At 69.3% G+C, this 21,258-nt stretch carries 18 protein-coding genes and 1 pseudogene; 12 read left to right on the top strand and 7 right to left on the bottom strand.

Annotated features, from left to right (window positions below):
* Window positions 1-241: 241 nt before the first annotated feature.
* From QQK49_RS17925 to QQK49_RS17890, 8 genes are all read left to right on the top strand, one after another.
* Window positions 242-1,519, top strand: a complete 1,278-nt coding sequence (locus QQK49_RS17925) for a proton-conducting transporter transmembrane domain-containing protein (RefSeq protein ID WP_284305162.1) — start codon at window positions 242-244, stop codon at window positions 1,517-1,519.
* Window positions 1,462-3,150 (top strand): hydrogen gas-evolving membrane-bound hydrogenase subunit E, encoded by a 1,689-nt coding sequence (gene mbhE, locus QQK49_RS17920; RefSeq protein ID WP_284305161.1) that lies wholly within the window; start codon window positions 1,462-1,464, stop codon window positions 3,148-3,150. Before QQK49_RS17925 ends, mbhE begins: the two co-directional genes overlap by 58 nt.
* 1 nt (window position 3,151) lies before the next feature.
* Window positions 3,152-3,631 carry a sodium:proton antiporter gene (locus tag QQK49_RS17915; RefSeq protein ID WP_284305160.1) on the top strand — a complete coding sequence of 160 codons (480 nt, stop codon included), beginning with the start codon at window positions 3,152-3,154 and terminating at the stop codon, window positions 3,629-3,631.
* On the top strand, window positions 3,628-5,130 hold the full coding sequence (locus QQK49_RS17910; RefSeq protein WP_284305159.1) for a monovalent cation/H+ antiporter subunit D family protein: 1,503 nt from the start codon (window positions 3,628-3,630) through the stop codon (window positions 5,128-5,130). The genes QQK49_RS17915 and QQK49_RS17910 overlap by 4 nt, the downstream gene beginning before the upstream one ends.
* Window positions 5,127-5,564, top strand: coding sequence for a Na+/H+ antiporter subunit E (locus QQK49_RS17905; RefSeq protein ID WP_284305158.1), 438 nt, complete (start codon window positions 5,127-5,129; stop codon window positions 5,562-5,564). Before QQK49_RS17910 ends, QQK49_RS17905 begins: the two co-directional genes overlap by 4 nt.
* Window positions 5,561-5,818: a monovalent cation/H+ antiporter complex subunit F gene (locus QQK49_RS17900; RefSeq protein WP_284305157.1), complete on the top strand. Its 258-nt coding sequence runs from the start codon at window positions 5,561-5,563 to the stop codon at window positions 5,816-5,818. The genes QQK49_RS17905 and QQK49_RS17900 overlap by 4 nt, the downstream gene beginning before the upstream one ends.
* The gene (mnhG, locus tag QQK49_RS17895) at window positions 5,818-6,237 is read left to right on the top strand and encodes a monovalent cation/H(+) antiporter subunit G (RefSeq protein ID WP_284305156.1); all 420 of its coding nucleotides are present in this window, start codon (window positions 5,818-5,820) and stop codon (window positions 6,235-6,237) included. Before QQK49_RS17900 ends, mnhG begins: the two co-directional genes overlap by 1 nt.
* A gap of 160 nt (window positions 6,238-6,397) precedes the next feature.
* The gene (locus tag QQK49_RS17890; RefSeq protein WP_284305155.1) at window positions 6,398-6,685 is read left to right on the top strand and encodes a GlsB/YeaQ/YmgE family stress response membrane protein; all 288 of its coding nucleotides are present in this window, start codon (window positions 6,398-6,400) and stop codon (window positions 6,683-6,685) included.
* Window positions 6,686-6,940: 255 nt separating this feature from the next.
* On the opposite strand, the gene QQK49_RS17885 is transcribed toward QQK49_RS17890, so the two are convergent.
* From QQK49_RS17885 to QQK49_RS17860, 7 genes and pseudogenes are all read right to left on the bottom strand, one after another.
* A complete protein-coding gene (locus QQK49_RS17885) occupies window positions 6,941-7,591 on the bottom strand; it encodes a right-handed parallel beta-helix repeat-containing protein (RefSeq protein ID WP_284305154.1) in 651 nt (216 codons plus the stop codon).
* A 149-nt stretch (window positions 7,592-7,740) separates the two neighbouring features.
* Window positions 7,741-9,546: a glycoside hydrolase family 15 protein gene (locus QQK49_RS17880; RefSeq protein ID WP_284305153.1), complete on the bottom strand. Its 1,806-nt coding sequence runs from the start codon at window positions 9,544-9,546 to the stop codon at window positions 7,741-7,743.
* Window positions 9,547-9,736: 190 nt separating this feature from the next.
* Entirely contained in the window at window positions 9,737-13,198 is a 3,462-nt protein-coding gene (locus QQK49_RS17875) for a glycoside hydrolase family 3 N-terminal domain-containing protein (protein WP_284305152.1), read from the bottom strand.
* Window positions 13,199-13,408: 210 nt separating this feature from the next.
* On the bottom strand, window positions 13,409-13,882 hold the full coding sequence (locus QQK49_RS22935) for an aldose epimerase family protein (protein ID WP_348536268.1): 474 nt from the start codon (window positions 13,880-13,882) through the stop codon (window positions 13,409-13,411).
* Between the two features lie 19 nt (window positions 13,883-13,901).
* A pseudogene (locus tag QQK49_RS23390) lies at window positions 13,902-14,432 on the bottom strand (aldose epimerase family protein); the annotation flags it as partial.
* Window positions 14,429-14,566 carry a hypothetical protein gene (locus QQK49_RS17865; RefSeq protein ID WP_284305151.1) on the bottom strand — a complete coding sequence of 46 codons (138 nt, stop codon included), beginning with the start codon at window positions 14,564-14,566 and terminating at the stop codon, window positions 14,429-14,431. The pseudogene QQK49_RS23390 and the gene QQK49_RS17865, both read right to left, overlap by 4 nt.
* Before the next feature lie 2 nt (window positions 14,567-14,568).
* Window positions 14,569-15,696, bottom strand: a complete 1,128-nt coding sequence (locus tag QQK49_RS17860; RefSeq protein WP_284305150.1) for an ROK family protein — start codon at window positions 15,694-15,696, stop codon at window positions 14,569-14,571.
* A 76-nt stretch (window positions 15,697-15,772) separates the two neighbouring features.
* On the opposite strand from QQK49_RS17860, the gene xylA reads away from it, so the two are divergent.
* The 4 genes from xylA to mmsA all read left to right on the top strand — a co-directional run bounded on the left by xylA (window position 15,773) and on the right by mmsA (window position 21,243).
* Complete coding sequence (gene xylA / locus QQK49_RS17855) at window positions 15,773-16,951, top strand: xylose isomerase (RefSeq protein WP_284305149.1); 1,179 nt, start codon at window positions 15,773-15,775, stop codon at window positions 16,949-16,951.
* A gap of 6 nt (window positions 16,952-16,957) precedes the next feature.
* Window positions 16,958-18,397 (top strand): FGGY family carbohydrate kinase, encoded by a 1,440-nt coding sequence (locus QQK49_RS17850; RefSeq protein WP_284305148.1) that lies wholly within the window; start codon window positions 16,958-16,960, stop codon window positions 18,395-18,397.
* Window positions 18,398-18,495: 98 nt separating this feature from the next.
* Complete coding sequence (locus QQK49_RS17845; protein ID WP_284305147.1) at window positions 18,496-19,617, top strand: substrate-binding domain-containing protein; 1,122 nt, start codon at window positions 18,496-18,498, stop codon at window positions 19,615-19,617.
* 69 nt (window positions 19,618-19,686) lie between these two features.
* Window positions 19,687-21,243 (top strand): multiple monosaccharide ABC transporter ATP-binding protein, encoded by a 1,557-nt coding sequence (gene mmsA, locus QQK49_RS17840; protein ID WP_284305146.1) that lies wholly within the window; start codon window positions 19,687-19,689, stop codon window positions 21,241-21,243.
* Window positions 21,244-21,258: the final 15 nt, after the last annotated feature.

Raw genomic sequence — 21,258 nt, 5'->3', positions numbered from 1 at the left:
CACCCAAGGCGGCTGGGGCGACGGGCGCCGGTCACGATGAGAGGGTGGAGGTCGTCGGCCCTCCGCCGTTCGTCGTCCGACCGCCGTCCTCGGCCTCGTGTTCGGCCTCGTGCCCGGCCTCGTGCTCGACCTGCCAGGGACAGCCTCCGGTAGACTCGGCGGCCGGTGAGCCGGGAAGTCTGGTCGGCACAGGCCCTGCCCTGCCTGTACGCCTTCCGCCCCTGCCCCCGGAGAATCCCCGATGACCCTCCCGTACCTCCTGCTGGCCGCTGCGGCCCTCGTGCCGCTGGCCTGGCTGCTCGGTGAGGTGATGGGTCGCGCCGCGGGGTGGATCGTGGCGGCCGGCATGCTCGCGGTGGCCGGCGGGTTGACCAGCGTGTGGCTCGGCCGGGGCGAGACGTCCGCGGTCACCGAGAGCGTCCCCTGGATCCCCGCGATCGGTGTCTCCCTCGCGCTCCGTCTCGACGGGTTGTCCTTCTTCTTCGGGCTGCTCGTCCTGGTCATCGGCGCCGTCGTCCTCTCTTACTGCGCGCGCTACCTGCACGGCGGCGGCCATGGCATCTTCTACGCGCTCATGACGTTCTTCGGCGCGGCCATGGTGGGGCTCGTCCTCGCCGACGACCTCGTCGTGCTCTTCGTCATGTGGGAGTTCACGACGCTGTGCTCCTTCCTGCTCATCGCCCGCTCGGGTCCGGCGGGCACCGAGCCCGCCATCCGCACCTTCCTGCTCACCGTCGCCGGTGGCCTGTGCCTGCTCGTGGCCGTCGCCGTCGCGTGGGTGACGACGGGTACGACGTCGCTGTCCGCGGTGCTCGTCGACCCGGTGTGGACGCAGCGGCCCGACCTCACGGCGGCCGTGGCGGTCCTCGTGGCGATCGCGGCGTTCACCAAGTCGGCGCAGTTCCCCTTCCACGGCTGGCTGCCCGACGCGATGGTGGCGATCACGCCGGTCAGCGCCTATCTGCACGCCGCCGCGATGGTCAAGGCGGGCATCTACCTGCTGCTGCGCTTCTCCACGCTGTTCCACGACGTGAGCGTGTGGAACGCGCTGCTGATCTCCGTGGGCCTGACGACGGCGCTGATGGGGGCGGTGTTCGCCCTGCAGCGCCACGACCTCAAGGGTCTGCTCGCGTACTCGACGGTGAGCCAGCTCGGGTTCATCGTCGCCACCATCGGCATCGGCACGACGTATGCGATCGCCGCCGCGGTGGTGCACACCGCCGGCCACGCCCTGTTCAAGGCGGCCCTGTTCATGTCGGTCGGCGTCATCGACCACCAGGCCGGCACCCGCGACATGCGCGACCTCACCGGGTTGGCCAGGACGATGCCCGTCACCGCCGTGGTGATGACGCTGGCCGCCGCTTCGATGGCGGGACTGCCGCCGTTGTTCGGCTTCGTCTCCAAGGAGGCGATGTTCAAGGGGTCTCCGAGGCGCACCTGCCGGGCGCCGTGGTGGTGCTCGTGGGCCTGGTCATGGTCGTCGCCGCGTCCTTCACCTTCGCCTACTCGGCGCGCATGATCCTGCCGGTCTTCCCCGGTCCGCCGATGGAGGAGCCGCCGCGCGAGGGGTCGGTCGGCTTCCTGCTGCCGGTGGCGGTCGTCTCGCTCGCGGGCGTCGTCCTCGGACTCGCCGGGCCGATCGCCGAGCCGCTGCTCACGCCCGCGGCCCAGGCCGTCCTCGGTGAGAAGGCCGAGACCGATCTGGCGCTGTGGCACGGCGTCAACCCCGCGCTGCTCATGTCGCTCGCGGTGATCGCCCTGGGGTCGGTGCTCGTCGCCTTCCGGCACCCCCTCGAGCGGCTGCTCGGGGATCGAAAGCTGCTGCCCTTCACCGCGATCGGCATCACCGAGTCCTTGCGCGACGGCAGCATCGCCCTGGGCCGGCGGGTCGGCGACGTCACCCGCTCGGACGCGCCCTTCGGGCACCTGGCCTGGCCCCTGGTGATGCTCGTCGTCCTCGCCGGGGGCGGCCTCGCGATCGCCCGTGTCGATCCGGTCCACGCGCCGATCACCCGCCCGACCGACTGGATCCTGCTCTTCCTCGTGACCGTCGGCGTCGTGCTGGCCAACGTGGCCCACACCCGCATGACGATCGTCGTCGTCGTCGGGGTCGCCGGCTTCGCGATGTCGCTGTTCTTCTTCACCCTCGGCGCGGTCGACGTCGCCCTGACCCAGCTCATGATCGAGACGCTCACCCTCGTCGTCATCGTGCTCGTGCTGGCCCGCCTGCCCGACACGTTCCACCGCACCGGCCGCGCCCGGCTCGCGATGGCAGGCGTCCTGGCGGTGCTCACCGGAGCGGCCGCCGGGCTCGGGACCTGGGCGTTCACCGGCCGGCGCGACCTGTCGGAGGTCGGCCGCACCTTCCTCACCGAGGGCGAGGAGCTCACCGGCGGGACCAACGTCGTCAACACGATCCTCGTCGACTTCCGCGCGCTGGACACCCTCGGGGAGTTCGTCGTCCTCGGCGTCGCGGCCCTGGCCGTGATCGTCGCGCTCGAGGGCCGCGGTCTGCTGCCCTACCGACCCTCACCCAGGAGGGCCCGCGTGGCGGAGGCCGTGGAGGATCCGGTGTCCAACACGATCATCCTGCGCGTGACCGACCGGTTCCTCGGGCCGCTGCTGCTGGTCCTGTCCGCCTACCTCTTCCTGCGCGGCCACAACGCCCCCGGCGGCGGCTTCGTCTCGGCGCTCGTGCTCGGGGCGGGGATCTCGCTGATCTACCTCGCCGCCCCCGACGACCGCGTCAGCCGACTCTCGCGGGCGTACGTCACTCTCATCGGGTGGGGCGCGATCATCGGAGTCGTCACCGGCCTGGCCGGGTACGCCGACGGCTCGTTCCTGCGCCCGCTGCACGCCTCTCTCGGCGGCATCAAGCTGACCAGCGCACTTGTTTTCGACCTCGCCGTGTACCTCGCGGTCGCCGGCATCATCCTCGCGGCGATCAGCCGCCTGGGGACGACCGCGGGCCGGCCGCCCCTGCGCAAGGTCGGCACGCAGGAGGAGGCGATGGTCGGGCGGGGCGGCACCGTCGACGAACCCCACCACCCCGACACCGCGCCGCGTCTCGCCACCACCGGGGAGCGCGACCGCACCCGCGCACCGTGGCTCGAACCGTCCCTCGACCCGCCGACCGAGAAGGAGCGCTGACATGGCACTCGCACTCGCGGTCGCCGTCCTCGTCGGAGGCGGAGTCCTGCTCATCCTGCGGCGCGGCATGCTTCGTGTCGTCGTCGGGTTCATCCTCATCGGCAACGGGGCCAACCTGCTGCTCGTCACCGCCGGCGGCGCCTCCCGGCGCAACGCCGCGCTGTCCGCCGCACCGGACCCGGCGACCACGGCGGATCCGTTGCCGCAGGCGTTCGTGCTCACCGCGATCGTCATCGCGTTCGCCATCACCGTCTACATGCTCGTGTTGTCGGTCGTGGGCGACGAGGACGACGACACCGACATGCCCGTCGAGGGGCGCGAGGCGGAGACGCCCGACCTCCTCGACGCCGACGACCCCCAGATCGACGAGGTGGAGTTGCGCTACCTGGACCGCGCCGACCAGGCCGGATACCGGCGTCGCCTGCGCGCCGGCAAGGGCCACCTGGAGAAGTCGTACGGCTGGTCGGAGGAGGACTGGTGAGCGCCGCCCTCCTTCCCCTCTTCGTGGGGGCGCCCCTGCTCGTGGCCGGGGTGCTGCTCGTGCTGCCCTCGAACGTCGTGCTGCAGCGCACGATCACGCTGCTCACGCTGGCCGGGCTCGTCGCCTTCGCGGGGGTCCTGCTGGCGGAGGTCTCGGACGGGTCGGCGCTCGGCCACACCATCTCCGGGTGGATCCCGGGAGTCGGGATCGTCTTCGCCGCCGACACGTTCAGCGCGCTGATGCTGCTGGTCACCGGTTTCCTGACGCTCGTCTCGGCGTGGTTTGCCGCCGCGTCGGGGGAGGACAAGCTGACGTTCTTCGGCCCGCTCGTCCTCGTCATCACCAGTGGGGTGTGCGGCGCCCTGCTCACGGCCGACCTGTTCAACCTCTTCGTCTTCGTCGAGGTCATGCTCCTGCCGTCCTACGCGCTGATCATGCTCGCGCGGCCCGGTCGGGCGTCGGTCGGGCAGGTCAGCGCCGCCCGCATCTACGTCACCCTCAATCTGCTGACCAGCACGATCCTCGTGGCGGGTGTCGGTCTGATCTACGGCATCACGGGCACCGTCAACAGTGCACAGCTGGCCGGCCGCGCCGCGCAGGACCCGGCCGTGGCGGTCGCGGCGGGCGTCGTCCTGCTGGCGCTCGCGGTCAAGGCATCCGTGGTGCCGGTGCACGGATGGCTGTCCCGCACCTACCCGTACATGCCCCCGGCGATGACGGCGATGTTCTCCGGCCTGCACACCAAGGTCGCGGCCTATGGCATCTACCGCATCTACGCGGTGCTGTTCGACGGCGACGCGCGCTACCTGTGGATCGGTGTGCTGCTGTTCAGCCTGACGATGCTCATCGGGGTGCTCGGGGCCGTCGGCGAACACGACGCCCGCTCGATCCTCGCCTTCCACATGGTCAGCCAGCTCGGGTACATCCTGCTCGGCGTCGCCCTGTTCACGCAGTTCGGCCTCGCCGCGGGCATCTTCTACCTGCTGCATCACATGATCGTCAAGGCCTCGCTGTTCCTCTCCATCGGCGCGGTGGAGCGTTCGTACGGGCGCTACCCCCTCGGCACGATCACCGGTCTGCTCTCGCGGGAGCCGCTGACGGCGATCGTCTTCCTGCTCGCGGCGCTCTCCCTGGCCGGAATCCCGCCACTGTCGGGCTTCGTCGCCAAGCTGACGCTCGTCGTGGCCGCGTGGGAGGCGGGGCAGGTCGCGGCCGTCGCCATTGCGATCCTGGTCAGCCTCTTCACCGTGCAGTCGATGATGAAGATCTGGGGCAAGACCTTCCTCGGCGATCCCAAGGACAACGACGACGACGTGATCGAGCAGGTGGGGACCGAGGGGAGCCGCATCCGGGTCGGTCTCATCGCCCCCGCGGGCGTCCTCGCGGTCACCACGCTCGTCCTCGGGCTCGGCGCGCAGCTGTTGCTCCCCCTCGCGAACACCGCCGCGGCCGGACTTCTCGACACGTCCACCTACGTGCAGGCGGTGCTCGGACCATGAGTCGTGCGACCTGGCCCCTACGGGTCCTCTCCTCCCTCGCCTGGTACACCAAGGAGTTCGTGGTCTCGAACCTCGCGGTGATCTGGGACATCGTCACCCCGACGCACCTGTCCCACCCACAGATCGTGCGGTACGACACCCGGTGCCGCACCGAGTGGGAGGTCTCGCTGCTCTCCATGCTCATCACCCTGACCCCCGGCACCATGGTGCTGGCCACGCAGGAGACGACACCGCGCGCCGCCTCGGGGTCGACGGTCGCGGGCGGCGGTCCGGGGCGCGACCCGCAGGCGCCCCGCTCCTTCCGCATCTACGTGCACTCGATGTTCGACGACGATCCTGCGGACGTGCGCGCGGGAACGCGGGAGATGGAGCGGCGCGTCCTCGCGGCGGCACGACCCGTCGATGGAGCGCCGGCGCAGGAGGGGTCCGAGTGATCGGCATCATGATCGGCATCGCCCTGCTGACCTTCTCGGCCGTGGTGGCGAGCTGGCGCATGTTCGCCGGTCCGGGTGACGGCAATCGGGCCCTCGCCTCCGACCTGCTGTTCTTCAGCGTCATCGGCCTCATGTCGCTGATGGGGTTGGTCTTCGGGACTCCTCAGGTGCTCGACCTGGTGCTCGTGGCGACCATCCTCGGGCTGCTCGCGACAGTCTCCCTCGCCCGCGCGCTCACGAGAGGACGGCGCTGATGTTCCCCATCGACCTGTCGGGCGACCTCGTCGCGCAGACGCCGCTCTGGGCCGCGGTCGTGGGCCAGGTGCTCATCGTGATCGGGGCGCTGCTGTTCTCGACGGCGGCCATCGGCGTCATCCGGCTGCCCGACATCTACACGCGTGCCTCGGCGATCTCCACGGCCGCCGGGTCGGGACTCGCCATGATCGTCACCGGCACGTTCTTCTTCGTGCCCGGTCTCGACAACGCCGTCAAGCTGGTCGTCGCGGTGATCCTGCAACTCGTCGCCTCCGCGGTGGGGTCGATGACGATCGCGCGGTCGGCCTACCTCACGGGCTCCGCGGTGTACTCCCCGAAGCACAACGACGAACTGGCCGACAGCGACAGCGGCGATGGAGCCGGCGACGAGGACGAGGCCGGCCACTCGAGGACGTGAGACGAAAAGTCCGGCCTTCGACACCGCACGGGGGCTGTGCATGAGCTCCGGTGTCTCTGGGTATGGGACGTCTGACTGCGGAGGCACCCCTGCGTGGCGTCGAGGGCGACGCCGCGTTCGCCCGACGGCCCTGCACACACCACGCACGTAAGGAGAACACATGCCTGAAACACTCTCGCTGGGTTTCATCGCCTGGATCATCATCGGTGGTCTGGCCGGCTGGATCGCCAGCAAGTTCATGAACACCGACGCCCAGATGGGCTGCCTGGCCAACGTCGTCGTCGGCGTCATCGGTGGTCTCCTCGGTGGCTACCTCATGACCCTCGCCGGTTTCGACGCTGCCGGTGGCGGCTTCTTCTTCAGCCTCGTCACGGCGGTGCTCGGCGCCTGCCTGCTGCTGTTCATCCTCAAGCTGGTCATGGGCCGCGGCCGCGGCACGCGCGTCTGACGCTCACCGGCTTCACCGCGACGCCCCGTTCACTTCACGTGTTCGGGGCGTCGTCGTGTTCACGGTCGATGACACAGGGCGAGGAGAACGAGGAGGGGCACACTATGGGCACGTGTGGAAACTCTCGTCCGTGTGATTCGTCCACAAGTATCACTGTCGTCGGGTGGTCGACGAGCGCGGACCGGGCCGGGGGCGGGCTCTGGTCCCGCGAGGCCCCCTTCGCTTTCGGCCCGCCGGCTCGCCTCGATCAGTGCCTCACAGGCGCGCGCACTGGTCTTCCTTGTTGCCGGACACGCGGTTGCCGCTGCCGGTGGGGGCGGGGTCGTTGTCCTTGCACTGGATGTTGCCGTCGACCGTGTTGCCCGTGAAGGTCTGCGCGCCGGAGTTGCCCATCGCCTGGATGTCGCCGTCGAGGATCGTGTCGCGGATGGTGGCCGAGCCGCCGTCGTCGAGCTGGATGTTGCCGTCGATGCGGCCTCCGGTCACCTTCACGTCGGCGTGCCCCTGACCCTTGACGTCGCCGTCGATCGTGGCGTTCGTCGAGATCAGCGTCGCGCCCTGCTGCACGACGACGTTCCCGTCGATCCTCGTGCCCTCCAGGGTGCACGTCGCCCCGTTCGGGACCGTGACGTCGCGGTCGGTCCGCTCTCCGCCCACCTCACCGGTGCATCGACCCGAGGCGAGGTTCGCCGCACCCGTGCCCGTGCCCGTGCCCGTCGCCGTGCCGGACGTCGTCGGCGCCCCGGTCTCGGTGGGGATGGCGGTGGGTGATGCGGTCACCGTCTGCGTCACGGTCGCCGGCTGCGGCGCCGAGGCGGGCGGCTCGTCGGTGCTGCCACCACAGGCACTCAGGGTGCCCACGAGGAGCAGGGAGGCGGCGGTGGCCAGGGTCGGACGGAACGTCATGGAACACCCTTCGTCAGGTTCGGCAGGTCGGTGCCTCCGACCCTAGTCAGCCGGGGCGGCAGGCGCCGTCCGTCGCCGACCCGAAACCCATACACGCGTACGTCCATAAGAAGTTTCAGCAGCGAGAAACGAGCGTCATGAGACTTCGTTCATGAACGATCCCCGGAGTCCGCTGCCCGACCCGGGCCGCCTGCGTACTGCTGAAGATCCAGCGCCGCCGTGATGAGACCCAGGTGGCTGAAGGCCTGGGGCATGTTGCCGTAGAAGCGGCCCTGGCCGTCGACCTCCTCCGAGTACAACCCGACCTCGTTGCGCATCCCGACGAGGCGGTCCATCAGCGCCCTCGCGTCGTCGTGCCGGCCCACCCGTGCGTAGGCGCTGGCGAGCCAGAAGCAGCAGATGACGAAGGGATGCTCGTCCCCGGCCAGGCCGTCGATGCCCGATCCGGTGCGGTAGCGCAGCACCAGCCCGTCGCGCAGGAGGTCCTCCTCGACGGCTCTGACCGTGCCGACGAACCGCTCGTCGTCGGGTTCGAGAAATCCGACGGCGGCGATCAGCAGCAGTGAGGCGTCGACCTCGTCGGTGTCGTAGTGCTGCCGGAAACTGCCCCGCTCGGCGTTCCAGCCGCGCTCCAGGACCTCCGCGCGCACCGTGTCCGCCACCGCGCGCCACCGGGCGGTGTCTCCGGGCAGGTCGTGCTTCTGCGCGGCGCGGATCGCCCGGTCCATCGCCGCCCACACCATGACCCGGGAGTGGGTGAACTTGTGCAGGGGGCCACGGATCTCCCAGATGCCGTTGTCCTCGGCCTCCCAGTTGTCCGCGAGGTGGTCGACCAGGGCGACCTGAAGCGCCCACGTGTGTTCGTCCTCGGCCAGGCCCATGTCGCGTGCCATCTCGAGGGCGACCATCACCTCGCCGAGGACATCGGTCTGCCGCTGGCCGACGGCGCCGTTGCCGATGTGCACCGGCGTCGAGCCGCGGTAGCCGGGCAGGTGGTCGAGCTCCCGTTCGGGCAGGTCGTGACCGCCGTCGACGCGGTACATGATCTGCATGCGCGTGGGGTCGCCCGCCACGGCCCGCACGAGCCAGTCCCGCCACAGGCGTGCGGCGTTCTGGTAGCCGGCGCTCAGCAGGGCCTCGATCGTCAGGGAGGCGTCCCGCAGCCAGCAGTAGCGATAGTCCCAGTTGCGTCCGCCGCCGATCTCCTCCGGCAGGGACGCCGTCGGTGCGGCGACGATGCCGCCGGTGTCGGCGTCGGTGAGGTGGCGCAGGACCATCAGCGAGGTGTCGAACGCCTCGCGGTAATCGCCGTCGTAGTCGCTCAGGGCCAGCCACTCCTGCGACTCGCGCATCGTCGTCTTGAGCGCCTCGTCGACGTCGACGTGGCGGCACGGGGGCAGGTGGGATTCCTGCCAGGTGAAGTCGAAGTCGAGCACCTCGCCGGCGGTCACCGTGAACGTGTCGCCGCCCACGCCCGGCAGGTGCGGCGCGCGCAGTTCGTACCGGGAGGGTCCGGCGGTGGCCGTCAACCGCCGACCGTGCTCGTCGTCGAGGAGGTTCATCCACGGCTGCCGCTTGCCGTACCAGGGGCGCACGGTCCACTCGTGCCGCATCTCGACCTCACCGCTCACGCCCTCCACGCGGCGGATCACGTCGGCGCGGTCACGCGCGGCGGGCATGAAGTCGGTGACCCGCACCGTTCCCGATAAGGTCTCGTGCAGCGTCTCCAACACGAGGGTGCCGGGCAGGTAGCGACGCGTCGTCGTCGCCTCACCCGCCGGACCGAGCAGCCAGCGACCGTGTTCAGGGGTGCCGATCATCGCCGCGAACACCGCCGAGGCGTCGAAGGTGGGCAGACACAACCAGTCGATCGACCCGCCGGGACTCACCATGGCGCCCGTCCGCTGATCTCCGATGTAGGCGTATCCCTCGATGGGGGTCGGGTTGTCGTTCAACGACGAATTCACTCCTCGTGGCTCGGGACTGCGTACCCAGGACTCGTGGCTCGGGCACCCGGGACTCCCGGCCATCCTTCATGCCCGGAGTCTCGAACGCATGTCGAGGACGCCGCACCACGCCGAAGGCAGGGCGGTGGTGGACCGCCCTGCCTTCACGTCGTCGAACCCGCAGGTCCGACGGGTCGGATCACCGGATGGTGATCGTCGAGGTGCGTGAGTACGTCCGGCCGGCGACCTCTGCGACCACCGTCACGCGCACGATGCCTCGCGACGAGGCCCGCAGGACCCCTTCCGGGGAGACCGTGGCCGCAGCGGTGTTGTCCTCGTTCAGCGCGACCCGGTAGGTGTACTTCGCCGAGGCGTCGGCCGGAACCACGGCCGCCTTCAGGGAGACGCCCTGGGTGGTCTGCCGGCGGGCGAAGGTCTGGTCAGGGAACGACACGACGCGCTCGTGGAGGGTCACGTCCCCCGTCGTCGACGCCCCGTCACGCACCACCACGGGGAAGCTCGTCGACTTGCTGCCACCGTCGGCACGCACCGTCGCGGTGATCTCCGCGACGCCCGCCGAGACCGGGCTGACGGCGCCTGTGTCGTCGACCTTCGCCACCGACGGATCCGAACTGCGGTACGTCACCGAGACGCGGCGCAGGTCGTAGAAGGAGTCGTCGTTGCGGGTCGCCGACAGGTTGGCGTGGATCACGCCGGCAGGCGCCCGCGTGTCGAGGACGACACCGTCCGGGACGGCGGCGACGGTGCCGATGCGCGGGTCGAGCCGGCCGCCCAGGACGAAGGAGTCCTTCAGCCCCTTCCTGGGGTCGGCCGACGACCCGACCCGAAGGCCCCACCGGCCGAGCTCGTAGGCCTTGCGGTCGGCCTCGGCGTCCCAGAACCAGAGGTCCTTCGCGTCGATCACCAGCTTCACGCGCGTGGTGGCCCCGGCCGGGATCGTCACCTTGGTGAACCCCTTGAGCTGCTCGTTCGGGCGCAGGGCGTCACCCGCCTTGGGCGAGGACACGTAGGCCTGCACCACCTCGGCGCCGGAACGCGACGAGGTGTTGCGGACGTCCACGCTCACCGTGACCCGCCCGTCGACGTCGACGCGGGTGCGGTCGACGGCCAGGTTCGAGTACTCGAAGGTCGAGTAGCCGAGTCCGTGGCCGAACGGATAGCTCACGTCCCCGGTGAAGTACTGGTACGTCCGCCCCTTGCGGCCCCCGGTGGGGGTCATCACGTAGTCGCGCGCATCCGCCAGCTGCCGGATGTCCGCGTACTGGGTGAAGGGGAGGCGGCCGCTGGGGTTGGCCTCACCGGTGAGGACGCGTCCCACGGTCTCGCCCTGGTACATCCCGTTGTAGGTCGACCACACGATGGCGGCGGCCTCGTCCTTGAAGGGTTCGATGTCGACCGTGCTGATGGCCTGGATCCAGGCGATCGTGCGGGGGTTCATCTTCGCGACGGCGCGCACGAGCTCGGCCTGCCCACGCGGCAGGTCGATGTTCGGTCGGTCCTCGTCCTCGGAGGAGTCGGAGGGGTTCCCGGGGATGCGCGGGTTGGTCGAGTCGTTGCCGGCGATCGTGCCGACGTAGGAGATCACCGCGTCCGCATCACCGATGGTCCGCTTCTCCTCGTCCGTGAACTGCGGCACGAAGGACTCGTTGACGTAGCCGAAGTGCAGGGTCTGCGATCCGGTGGGACCGTCGTAGTCGGCGGCCGCCGTCTTGCCGGTAGCCGGCACCGTCGCCACCACTCGACCGCGCTCGCCACCCAGGCGGACGTCGAAGCGGCCGCCGGTCAGGGTGCCGTCGGGGTTGCCCTGGGCCACCTCCACCCTGGCGGTCCCGGCGGGGACGGCCACGGTCGTGTCGAACCAGCCGCCCCAGGCACCGAGGGTCTGCATCGTGTCGTAGGCCGTGGCCGGGTTGCTCCAGGGTTGGACACCACGCCAGCCGGAGAATCGCTCGCTGCGCAGGATGGCCTCCGGGCTGACCCGGCCGAGCTCGCGACCCGATGCGTCGAGGAACCGGACGGCGGCAGGGGTCGCCTGAGCGCCGGCCGTCGCCGCGATGCGCGCGCCGATGACGGGCTTGCGCTTGTTCTCCAGGCCGGACTTCGACATCCCGGGAATGTGGGTGACCTCGGCCTCCGGGGCCACCTTGGCCACCGCCTTGCGGATCCCCTCCAGGGCGTTCGAACTCGTCGCCAACCGGGTCGGCGAGTAGTCACCGTGGACCTCGGTCGTCGCCAGTGGGCCGACCACCACGACCTGTCGGGTGTCCTTCTCGGCCAGCGGCAGTGCGCGAGGGCCGGTGCTGGCACCGCCGGGGCGGTCGTTCTTGAGCAGGACCGCGGCCTCGTCGCTCATCCGCTGCGACAGGGCGAGGTGGTCCGGGCTCGAGACCTCCTTGTCGATCGAGTACTCCGCACTCCGCCACGGCACCTTCTCGGCGGGGTCGAACTCGCCGGTGCGCATGCGCAACGTGAACGTCCTGACCAGGGAGACGTCCATGTCGGCCTCGGTGACATCCCCTGCTTGGTAGGTCCGCTCAAGGTAGGTCGGGTAGTCCTGATCCATGCAGTCGAGGTCGACACCCGTCTTCAACGTCCAGGCGACCGCCTGCGGTGCGGTCAGCGGTGTTCCGCCGTCGGGTCCCCAGTGGTGGTTGGAGGACTGCCAGACGTCACGAACGGCGTCGCAGTCGGAGGTGACCGCTCCGTCGAACCCCCACGTCCGTCTCGCCAGCTTCTCGACGTACTCCTTGCTCGCCGACACCGGGGTCCCGTTGACGCGGTTGTAGGACGTCATGAGGGACGCGGCGCCGAACCGGCCGACCAGCGCGGCGAACGCCGGGGTGTAGTACTCGCGCAGTTCCTTCTCGGTGATCACCGAATCGCCTGTGTGGCGGTTGTTCTCGGAGTTGTTGGCCAAGAAGTGCTTGGGAGTGGCCACGGTCTTGAGGTAGGTGTCGTCATCGCCCTGCATGCCGCGAACGAACTGCCCACCGATCTGGGTGGTGAGGTGGGGGTCCTCTCCGTAGGTCTCCTCCGCGCGACCCCATCGCGGGTCACGGTGCATGTTGATCGTCGGGGACCAGTACGTCAGCCCCTTGTGGGAGGCCGCGACACCGGAGGAGGCGAAGTTGTTCATCGCCCGGGCTTCGTCCGAGGTGGCCGAGGCCATGCGACGGACGAGGTCGGGGTTCCACGTCGCCGCGATGCCGAGACCGGTCGGGAACTCGGTGGCCTCCCCACCCTGATTCAGCTTGTGCTCGGAGTCCTCGGCCGCACGCGCCACGCCGTGCAGGGCCTCGTTCCAGTAGTTGTACGCGGCGACGCCGAGGCGAGGGATCGCGGGTGCGACACCGGCGTTGTGCTGCCGCTCGGCGCGGAACTGTTGGATCTTCTCCGCCCGGGTCATGCGTGAGACGAGGTCGGCGGCCCGCGCCTGGAACGAGAGGTCGGTGTTCAGGTAGTCGGGCCGGTCCTGGGGTGAGGTGGTCGCGTTGCCGAAGGCGGTCGGCGCCTGCGGGGCCGCGGTCGCGGTGGTCGCGACGGAGGCGGGGAGGGCGAAGGCTGTCGCCACGACGGCCCAGGCGAGCGTGTCGACGCGTGGTCGACGGCGGTTGGTCCTTGACGTCATTGCCGGTGTCATCTCCATCGATGAGGGCCTCGGGCGGGGTGGGGGGCCGGTCGGGGCCGGATCAGGTGATCCGACAGGCGTCGACCACGCCGGCACATCCCGCCCTCGGCGATTTGTTGTATGAGAAAACTAAAGCGTCGGCGCGGGTTGTTCAAGGGGTTTCGTCAGGCGAATTCGCTTCGGGTGGTGGGCAGTCGGCCCGATGATGGCGGTCGGCCGGGATCAGGCCTGGGTGAAGCTCCACGACGTGTGGGAGTGGTACCGACTGCCCGGGCGCAGGATCGGCGTGGGCGTCCACGACTGGTTCGGCGCGTCGGGCACCCACTGCGGTTCCAGGGCGATGCCGTCTCCGGGGCGATACAACCGGCCGTCGTGGCCGGGCGCGGTCGAGGTCAGGGCATTGCCGGTGTACACCTGCAGGCAGGGCTGGTCGGACCACAGCTCCAGGGACCGCCCCGTGGAGGGGAGCGACAGTTCGGCCACCACTCGGCGACCCGACCCGTCGGGAAGGAACGGTAGGTCCACGCCGCCCAGGAGCCGCACGAGGGGCACGTCCCGACGGCGGACGTCGGCCAGGTCTGTCGGGCGCCGCAGGTGCAATCCGGCGTCGACGACGGATGATCGGGCCTCGGGTATGCCTGCGGCGTCGACCGCCACCAGCTCTTCGGCGGGGACGCGGAGGGTGTGCCCGTCGATCGACCCCTCCGGCGAGGTTGAGATAGGCGTGACTCGCGAGGCTCACCACCGTCGGCCGCTCGGAGACGGCGGTGAGTTCGAGATCGAGACGGTTCCGCGTCACGGTGTAGGTCGCGGTGGCGGTGATCGGGCCGGGAAAGCCACCGTCGCCGTCGGGGGACACGTGACGCAGCGTCACCGAGTCGCCGCGAAGTGCCACGACGTCCCAAATGCGCCTGTCGATCCCCGCGTCCCCACCGTGCAGACAGTTCGGACCGTCGTTGGCCGTGAGGGTGTGCTCCACGCCGTCGATCGTCATCCGTGAACCCCCGATCCGGTTGGCGAAGGGGCCGACGACGCCACCGAGGAAGATGTTCGGGTGCCGCAGGCGGGCCTCGAGCGACGGAAAGCCGAGCACGGTGTCGAGGGGCCTTCTCCCGGTGTGCCACACCAACCGGTTCAGGGTCGCGCCGAAGGTGAGGACCTCGGCGGTCAGGCCACCGCTCTCCAGCCGGCACAGGTGCACCTGACGGCCGTCGGGTGTCTGCCCGAAGGGGACGGGTTCGCTCATCGCTGTCCTGCCTTGCGTTCTGCGAAACCCGCGTCGATCCACGCAGCGGGGTGCCGGATGACGTCGTCGAGGACGGCGACCGCGGCGCCCGTCGCGGCGGGGGCGCGGTCCTCGCCGGTGGCGTGAGGCGTCACGGTCACGTGCGTCCCGTCGAAGGTGCCCGCCAGGACCCGCGCGCCCACCCGCGCCTCCACCTGCGGCAGGACGAGACCCTCCAGGGCCGCGAGGTGGCCCCCACGACGATCGTCTGGATGTCGAGCAGGTTGACGACGCTGACCAGCGCGGTCTCCAGAGCGTCGGCGGCACGCCGGACCGCCCGCGCCGCGCCTTCGTGACCGGAGTCGTAGCAGGCGAGGAACTCCGACACGCTCGACCCGTGGGGCAGTCCCGCACCGTCCTCGAACGCCCGCCACCCCGCGATCCGCTCGAGGCATCCGTAGGAGCCGCACGGGCACGGCGGGCCGGAGGGGTCGACGCACATGTGGCCGATCTCCCCGGCCCACCCATGGCGGCCGGGCATGACCTCGCCCGCGACGACCGCCGACCCGCCGACCCCGATCTCCCCTGAGACGTAGACGAAGTCGGTGACCGGTCCGAGCCGTCCCGGCGCGGGCCGGGCCAGGCTGAACGCCGCCAGATCGGCCTCGTTGCCGAGGAGAGACAGGCCGACGTCCGCCAACCCGAGCAGGGGGGCGACCTCGACATCGGTCCACCCGAGGTTCGGTGCCCGTCTCAGGGTGCGGGAGGCGGGCTCGACGATTCCCGGGAGCGCGAGGCCCGCGCCGACGATCCGTCGGTCGCTGCCGACCTGCCTCGCCAACAGGGTCCGGGCATCACGTCCCAACCTGGGCAGGACCTCGGTCGGGTCGCTGGCCATGAGGTCGGCGGGCGTGTAGATCTCGTCGACCGTCGAGCCGTCGAGGGTCACCAGCCGAGCCAGGTGGAAGGTGGCGTTGACCTGCAGGCCGAGGGCGCACAGGCGGTCGGAGGGGCCGAGCATCGTGGCCGGTCGCCCCGGCGCGCCGGCCACCTTCCCGTTCTCCCGGAGGATGCCTCCCCCGATCAGGTCGTCGACGAGCCGCGAGACGGTCGCCCGCGTGAGTGAGGTCGCCGCAGCCGCCTGGGCACGCGACATCCCGTCGGTCGCGGCGAGGACGGTGGCCGCCACGAGAGCCAGGTTGGACTCGCGCAGCGTCTCTTGGCTCGCGTTGGGGCGCACCGAGGAGACGTGCTGCGACCGCGGGCGGGAAGGAATCGTCGACACCCGTTGACTCTAGTCGAAACCAGGGTTAAGTTTCACCACGAAACAAATATGGAACGAACGAGAACGGAGTGGCGAGATGACGAGACAACCCACCAAGGACGACAGGTTCTCCTTCGGACTCTGGACGGTCGGCTGGCCCGGTGGCGACCCGTTCGGCACCCCCACCCGCACCGTGCTGGACCCCTGGGAGTACTCCGACAAGCTGGCCGAGCTGGGCGCTTGGGGAATCACGTTCCACGACAATGACGTGTTCCCCTTCGACGCGAGCGCGGAGGAGCGCAAGCGCATCACCGGCCGGCTCAAGGATGCGACCGACCAGGCCGGCCTCGTCATCGAGATGGTGACCACGAACACCTTCACCCACCCCGTCTTCAAGGACGGCGGCCTCACGTCGAACGACCGCAGCGTGCGCAGGTTCGGCCTGGCCAAGATCATCCAGGCCGTCGATCTGGCGGCCGAGATGGGCGCCTCGACCTTCGTCATGTGGGGCGGTCGTGAGGGTGCGGAGTACGACTCCTCCAAGGACCTGCACGCCGCCTTGGCTCGATACAAGGAGGGGCTGGACACCGTCGCCGGCTACATCAAGAGCCAGGGGTACGGTCTGCGCATCGGTCTGGAGCCGAAGCCCAACGAGCCGCGGGGCGACATCTTCCTCCCCACCCTCGGTCACGCTCTGGCGCTCATCGCCGATCTCGAGCACGGCGACATCGTCGGCCTCAACCCCGAGGTGGGGCACGAGCAGATGGCGAACCTCAACTACACGCACGGTCTCGCCCAGGCGCTGTTCAGCGGCAAATTGTTCCACATCGACCTGAACGGCCAGAGTGGTCTGAAGTACGACCAGGACCTGGTGTTCGGGCACGGCAACCTGCTCTCGGCGTTCTTCACCGTCGACCTGGTGGAGAACGGCTTCCCCGCCTCGCCCGACGCGCCGCGGTACGAGGGCCCGAAGCACTTCGACTACAAGCCGTCGCGGACCGAGTACACCGAGGGTGTCTGGGAGTCGGCGAAGGCCAACATGTCGACGTATCTGATGCTTGCGGAGAAGGCCAAGGCGTTCCGGGCCGATCCGCAGGTCAAGGAGGCGATGGAGTACTCCGGCGTCTACGACCTCGCCACCCCCACCCTGGCCGAGGGCGAAACGGTCGCCGACCTCGTCGCGGCGACCGCCGATTTCGATGCCGATGAGGTCGCCAAGCGGGACTACGGCTTCGTCCGGCTGCACCAGCTCGCCCTCGAGCACCTGATCGGTTGAGTCGCCGTGGCGCTCGTGGCAGGCGTGGACAGCTCCACCCAATCCTGCAAGGTCGTCGTCCGGGACGCCGAGACCGGCGCCCTGGTCCGGCAGGCCTCGGCGCCGCATCCCGCGGGTACCGAGGTGCACCCCGATGCGTGGTGGCAGGCCCTGCTGACCTCGATCGAGGGCGTCGGCGGTCTCGACGATGTCGAGGCGATCGCCGTGGCCGGGCAGCAGCACGGGATGGTGTGCCTCGACGAGCGCGGTGACGTGATTCGCCCGGCCCTGCTGTGGAACGACGTCCGGTCCGCAGGTGCCGCGTCCGATCTGACGCGGGAGTTGGGTGACACGGACGAGGCGGGGCGGGCCGCCTGGGTCGACGCGACCGGAAGCGGCCTCGTCGCCTCGTTCACGATCACCAAGTTGCGGTGGCTCGCGGACAACGAGCCGGAGGCTGCGGCCCGCGTGGCGGCGGTGGCGCTCCCGCACGACTGGCTGACCTGGAAGCTTCGCGGCTCCTCGGACATCCGCGAGCTCACCACGGATCGCAGCGACGCCTCGGGTACGGGCTACTGGGACCCCTCATCGGGTGAATACCGTTGGGATCTGCTGTCGTTGGCTCTGTGGCGCGAGGTATCGCCCGACCGCTTCGTCCTGCCGACGGTGTTGTCTCCGTTCGCCTCGGCCGGACGCACCCCCTCGGGTGCCGTTGTGGCTCCCGGGTGCGGTGACAACGCCGGTGCGGCACTCGGTCTCGGTCTCGGCCCAGGGCAGGCCATGGTCTCCCTCGGCACGTCCGGAGTCGTGGCGGCCGTGGCCGATGCCCCGGTCGCGGACCCCACCGGGATCGTCGCCGGATTCGCGGACGCGACAGGCCGTTTCCTCCCGCTCGCGTGCACGTTGAACGCGAGCCGAATCCTCGACGCCATGCGGGCCGTGTTGGGCGTGGATCACCAGGAACTCTCTCGGCTGGCGCTCGCCGCCGACGCGGGGGCCGGAGGACTGGTGCACATCCCGTATCTGGAGGGTGAGCGCACGCCCGACCTCCCTGCGGCGACGGGCTCCCTCTTCGGCATGACCCTGGCGTCGATGACGCGTGAGAACCTCGCCCGGGCCGCCGTCGAGGGCCTGCTGTGTCACATGGCCGGGTGCGTCTCGGCCGTGCGGTCCCTGGGCATCCCGGTGGAGGAGGCCTTTCTCGTCGGCGGTGGTGCGCGATCCACCGCCGTCGCGGCGCTGGCCGGCTCCTACCTCGGCATGCCGGTGACGATCCCCTCACCGGGTGAGTACGTCGCGAACGGTGCCGCGGTCCAGGCTGCCACGGTGCTCCAGGGTGCCGATCGGCCGGTCGTCTGGCCGCCGACCGTCGAGGTCAGGTCCGAGGGGTCCACGGCCACCGAGGCGCTCTCCGCCTATGACCGTCACGCGGATCAGGAGCGTCGCCGACATCTGTCCGACCGCTGATCTCGGATTGCCACATCTTGCGCATACCCGACACCTCTCTCTCGGTGTCTCCCGTTGTACGTTCATCCACAAAACAAACACCCCGGAGGAGCTCGAAGATGAGCCTCACACGCAAGGCCTGCACCATCGCCACGATCACAGCCCTGCTCACGCTGCCGACGGCGGCCTGCAGCTCGACCCGCGGCGGGGATCAGCCCGCCGCCACCGGCTCGGCCGCCCAGCCGGCCGACACCTTGGTGGGCATCGCGATGCCCACCAAGTCCCTCGAACGCTGGAACAAGGACGGCGCCCACCTGGAGGGGCTGCTCAAGCAGAACGGCTACAAGACGACGCTCCAGTACGCCGACAACAAGCCCGACCAGCAGATCACCCAGATCCAGAACATGACGAACCAGGGCGCGAAGATCCTCGTCGTCGCCGCCATCGACGGCAAGGTCCTCACCCCGGCGCTCGCTGCGGCCAAGGCCAAGGGAGCGACGGTGATCGCCTACGACCGGCTGATCAACGGATCGGGCGATGTCGACTACTACGCGACGTTCGACAATTACAAGGTGGGCCAGCTCCAGGGCCAGTTCATCAAGGACAAGGTCGGCTCGGAGAAGGTGAACCTCGAACCCTTCGCCGGCTCCCCGGACGACAACAACGCCAAGTTCTTCTTCTCCGGCGCCTGGGACGTGCTGTCGCCGATGGTGCAGTCGGGCCAGATCACCGTCCCCTCGGGCAAGGCTCCCAAGACCAACGACGCCTGGACGAGCATCGGTGTCCTGAACTGGTCCTCCGACACCGCCCAGTCCGAGATGCAGAACCGCCTCAACTCGTTCTACACGGGCGGCAAGAAGGTGGACGTGGTCCTCTCGCCCAACGACTCCCTGGCGCTCGGGATCACGCAGGCACTCGAGGGTGCGGGCTACAAGCCCGGCGCGGAGTACCCCATCGTCACCGGGCAGGACGCGGACAAGGCGAACGTCATCAACATGCTGGCGGACAAGCAGGCGATGACCGTCTGGAAGGACACCCGCAAGCTCGGCGACCAGGTGGCCAAGATGGTCGATCAGGTCGCGAAGGCCCAGACGGTCGAGACGAACGACTCCCAGACCTACGACAACGGGGTCAAGGTCGTTCCCACCTACCTGCTCGACCCGGTGGTGGTCACCAAGGAGACGGTTCGGCCCCAGCTCGTCGACTCCGGTTTCTACAGCCCCGCGGACCTGGGCCTCTGAGCCCTTGACGCACTGACGTGTGGCGGTGCGCACACGCACCGCCACACCGGTGAAAGGACGAGGACGACGATGTCCGAGACAGAGCGAGAAGTGATCCTCGAGATGCGCGAGATCACCAAGACGTTCCCCGGCGTGAAAGCGCTGTCGGGCGTGACCTTCACCGTGGAGCGCGGCACGGTTCACGCGATCTGTGGGGAGAACGGCGCAGGCAAGTCGACGCTGATGAAGGTCCTGTCGGGCATTTATCCCCATGGCAGCTACGACGGGGAGATCGTGCTCGACGGTGAAGCGTGCGCCTACCGCAGCGTGCGCGACAGCGAGGCCGACGGCATCGTCATCATCCACCAGGAACTTGCGCTGTCGCCCTACCTGTCGATCGCCGAGAACATCTTCCTGGGTAACGAGCGCCGCCGCGGTCCCGTCATGAACTGGATCGAGACGAACTCGGCGGCGGCCAAGCTCCTGGCACGGGTGGGGCTGCGTGAGGCTCCCGACACCAAGGTCGTCGACATCGGTGTCGGCAAGCAGCAACTGGTCGAGATCGCCAAGGCGCTGTCCAAGGAGGTGCGCCTGCTCATCCTCGACGAGCCGACGGCAGCCCTCAACGACGAAGACAGCGCCCATCTCCTCGGCTTGATCCGTGAACTGAGGAACACCGGGATCACGTGCATCATCATCAGTCACAAGCTGAACGAGATCGCCGAGATCGCCGACGCGGTGACGATCATCCGTGATGGCCGGACCATCGAGACCCTGGACATGAACGGTCCGGAGCACGTCACCGAGGAGCGGATCATCCGCGGCATGGTCGGTCGCAGCCTCGACAACCGCTTTCCGGAGCACCACCCGACGATCGGCGAAGAGGTCTTCCGCATCGAGGACTGGACGGTGCATCATCCGCAAGATCCGTCCCGGGTCGTCGTCCAGGACGTGAATCTGACGGTCCGGCGCGGAGAGATCGTCGGTATCGCAGGTCTGATGGGCGCGGGTCGCACCGAACTGGCGATGAGTGTGTTCGGCCGGAGCTGGGGGACGCGGATCACCGGCCGCGTCCACGTCGACGGCCGCGAGGTGAAGGTGGACACGGTCAGTCGCGCGATCGAGGCCGGTCTGGCCTACGCCTCCGAGGACCGAAAGCGCTTCGGGCTCAACCTGATCGACACGGTTCGGCGCAACACCACGTCGGCAGCCCTGAGCAAGGTGAGCAGGTTCGGCGTCGTCGACGCCGGCAGGGAGTACGGGGTCGCCGAGAGCTACCGAAAGCTCATGAACACCAAGGCGCCCACGGTGGACGTCTCCGTCGGCCAACTGTCCGGCGGAAACCAGCAGAAGGTCGTCCTCAGCAAGTGGATGTTCACCGAGCCCGAGGTCCTCATCCTCGACGAGCCCACGCGTGGGATCGACGTCGGTGCGAAGTACGAGATCTACACCCACATCAACCGCTTGGCCGACGCAGGCAAGGCCGTTCTGGTCATTTCGTCGGAACTCCCGGAACTCCTCGGTCTCTGTGACCGCATCTATGCGCTCTCCCAGGGGCGCATCACCGGTGAAGTGAGTCGCACGGAGGCGACTCAGGAACGACTGATGACCTACATGACGATGGAAAGGCAGGTGGCGGGGCGATGAGTACTCCCGTACCCG

This window comes from Mobilicoccus caccae (assembly GCF_030161635.1).
Classification (GTDB): Bacteria; Actinomycetota; Actinomycetes; order Actinomycetales; family Dermatophilaceae; genus Mobilicoccus; species Mobilicoccus caccae.
This window is presented reverse-complemented; position numbering and strand designations above follow the sequence as displayed.

What these genes read in the sequence shown, in the direction of transcription:
- QQK49_RS17925 (WP_284305162.1), top strand. Translation starts at nt 242, where the DNA reads ATGACCCTCCCGTACCTCCTGCTGGCCGCTGCGGCCCTCGTGCCGCTG.
- QQK49_RS17915 (WP_284305160.1), top strand. Translation starts at nt 3,152, where the DNA reads ATGGCACTCGCACTCGCGGTCGCCGTCCTCGTCGGAGGCGGAGTCCTG.
- QQK49_RS17905 (WP_284305158.1), top strand. Translation starts at nt 5,127, where the DNA reads ATGAGTCGTGCGACCTGGCCCCTACGGGTCCTCTCCTCCCTCGCCTGG.
- mnhG (WP_284305156.1), top strand. Translation starts at nt 5,818, where the DNA reads ATGTTCCCCATCGACCTGTCGGGCGACCTCGTCGCGCAGACGCCGCTC.
- QQK49_RS17890 (WP_284305155.1), top strand. Translation starts at nt 6,398, where the DNA reads ATGCCTGAAACACTCTCGCTGGGTTTCATCGCCTGGATCATCATCGGT.
- QQK49_RS17885 (WP_284305154.1), bottom strand. Translation starts at nt 7,591, where the DNA reads ATGACGTTCCGTCCGACCCTGGCCACCGCCGCCTCCCTGCTCCTCGTG.
- QQK49_RS17875 (WP_284305152.1), bottom strand. Translation starts at nt 13,198, where the DNA reads ATGACACCGGCAATGACGTCAAGGACCAACCGCCGTCGACCACGCGTC.
- xylA (WP_284305149.1), top strand. Translation starts at nt 15,773, where the DNA reads ATGACGAGACAACCCACCAAGGACGACAGGTTCTCCTTCGGACTCTGG.
- QQK49_RS17845 (WP_284305147.1), top strand. Translation starts at nt 18,496, where the DNA reads ATGAGCCTCACACGCAAGGCCTGCACCATCGCCACGATCACAGCCCTG.
- mmsA (WP_284305146.1), top strand. Translation starts at nt 19,687, where the DNA reads ATGTCCGAGACAGAGCGAGAAGTGATCCTCGAGATGCGCGAGATCACC.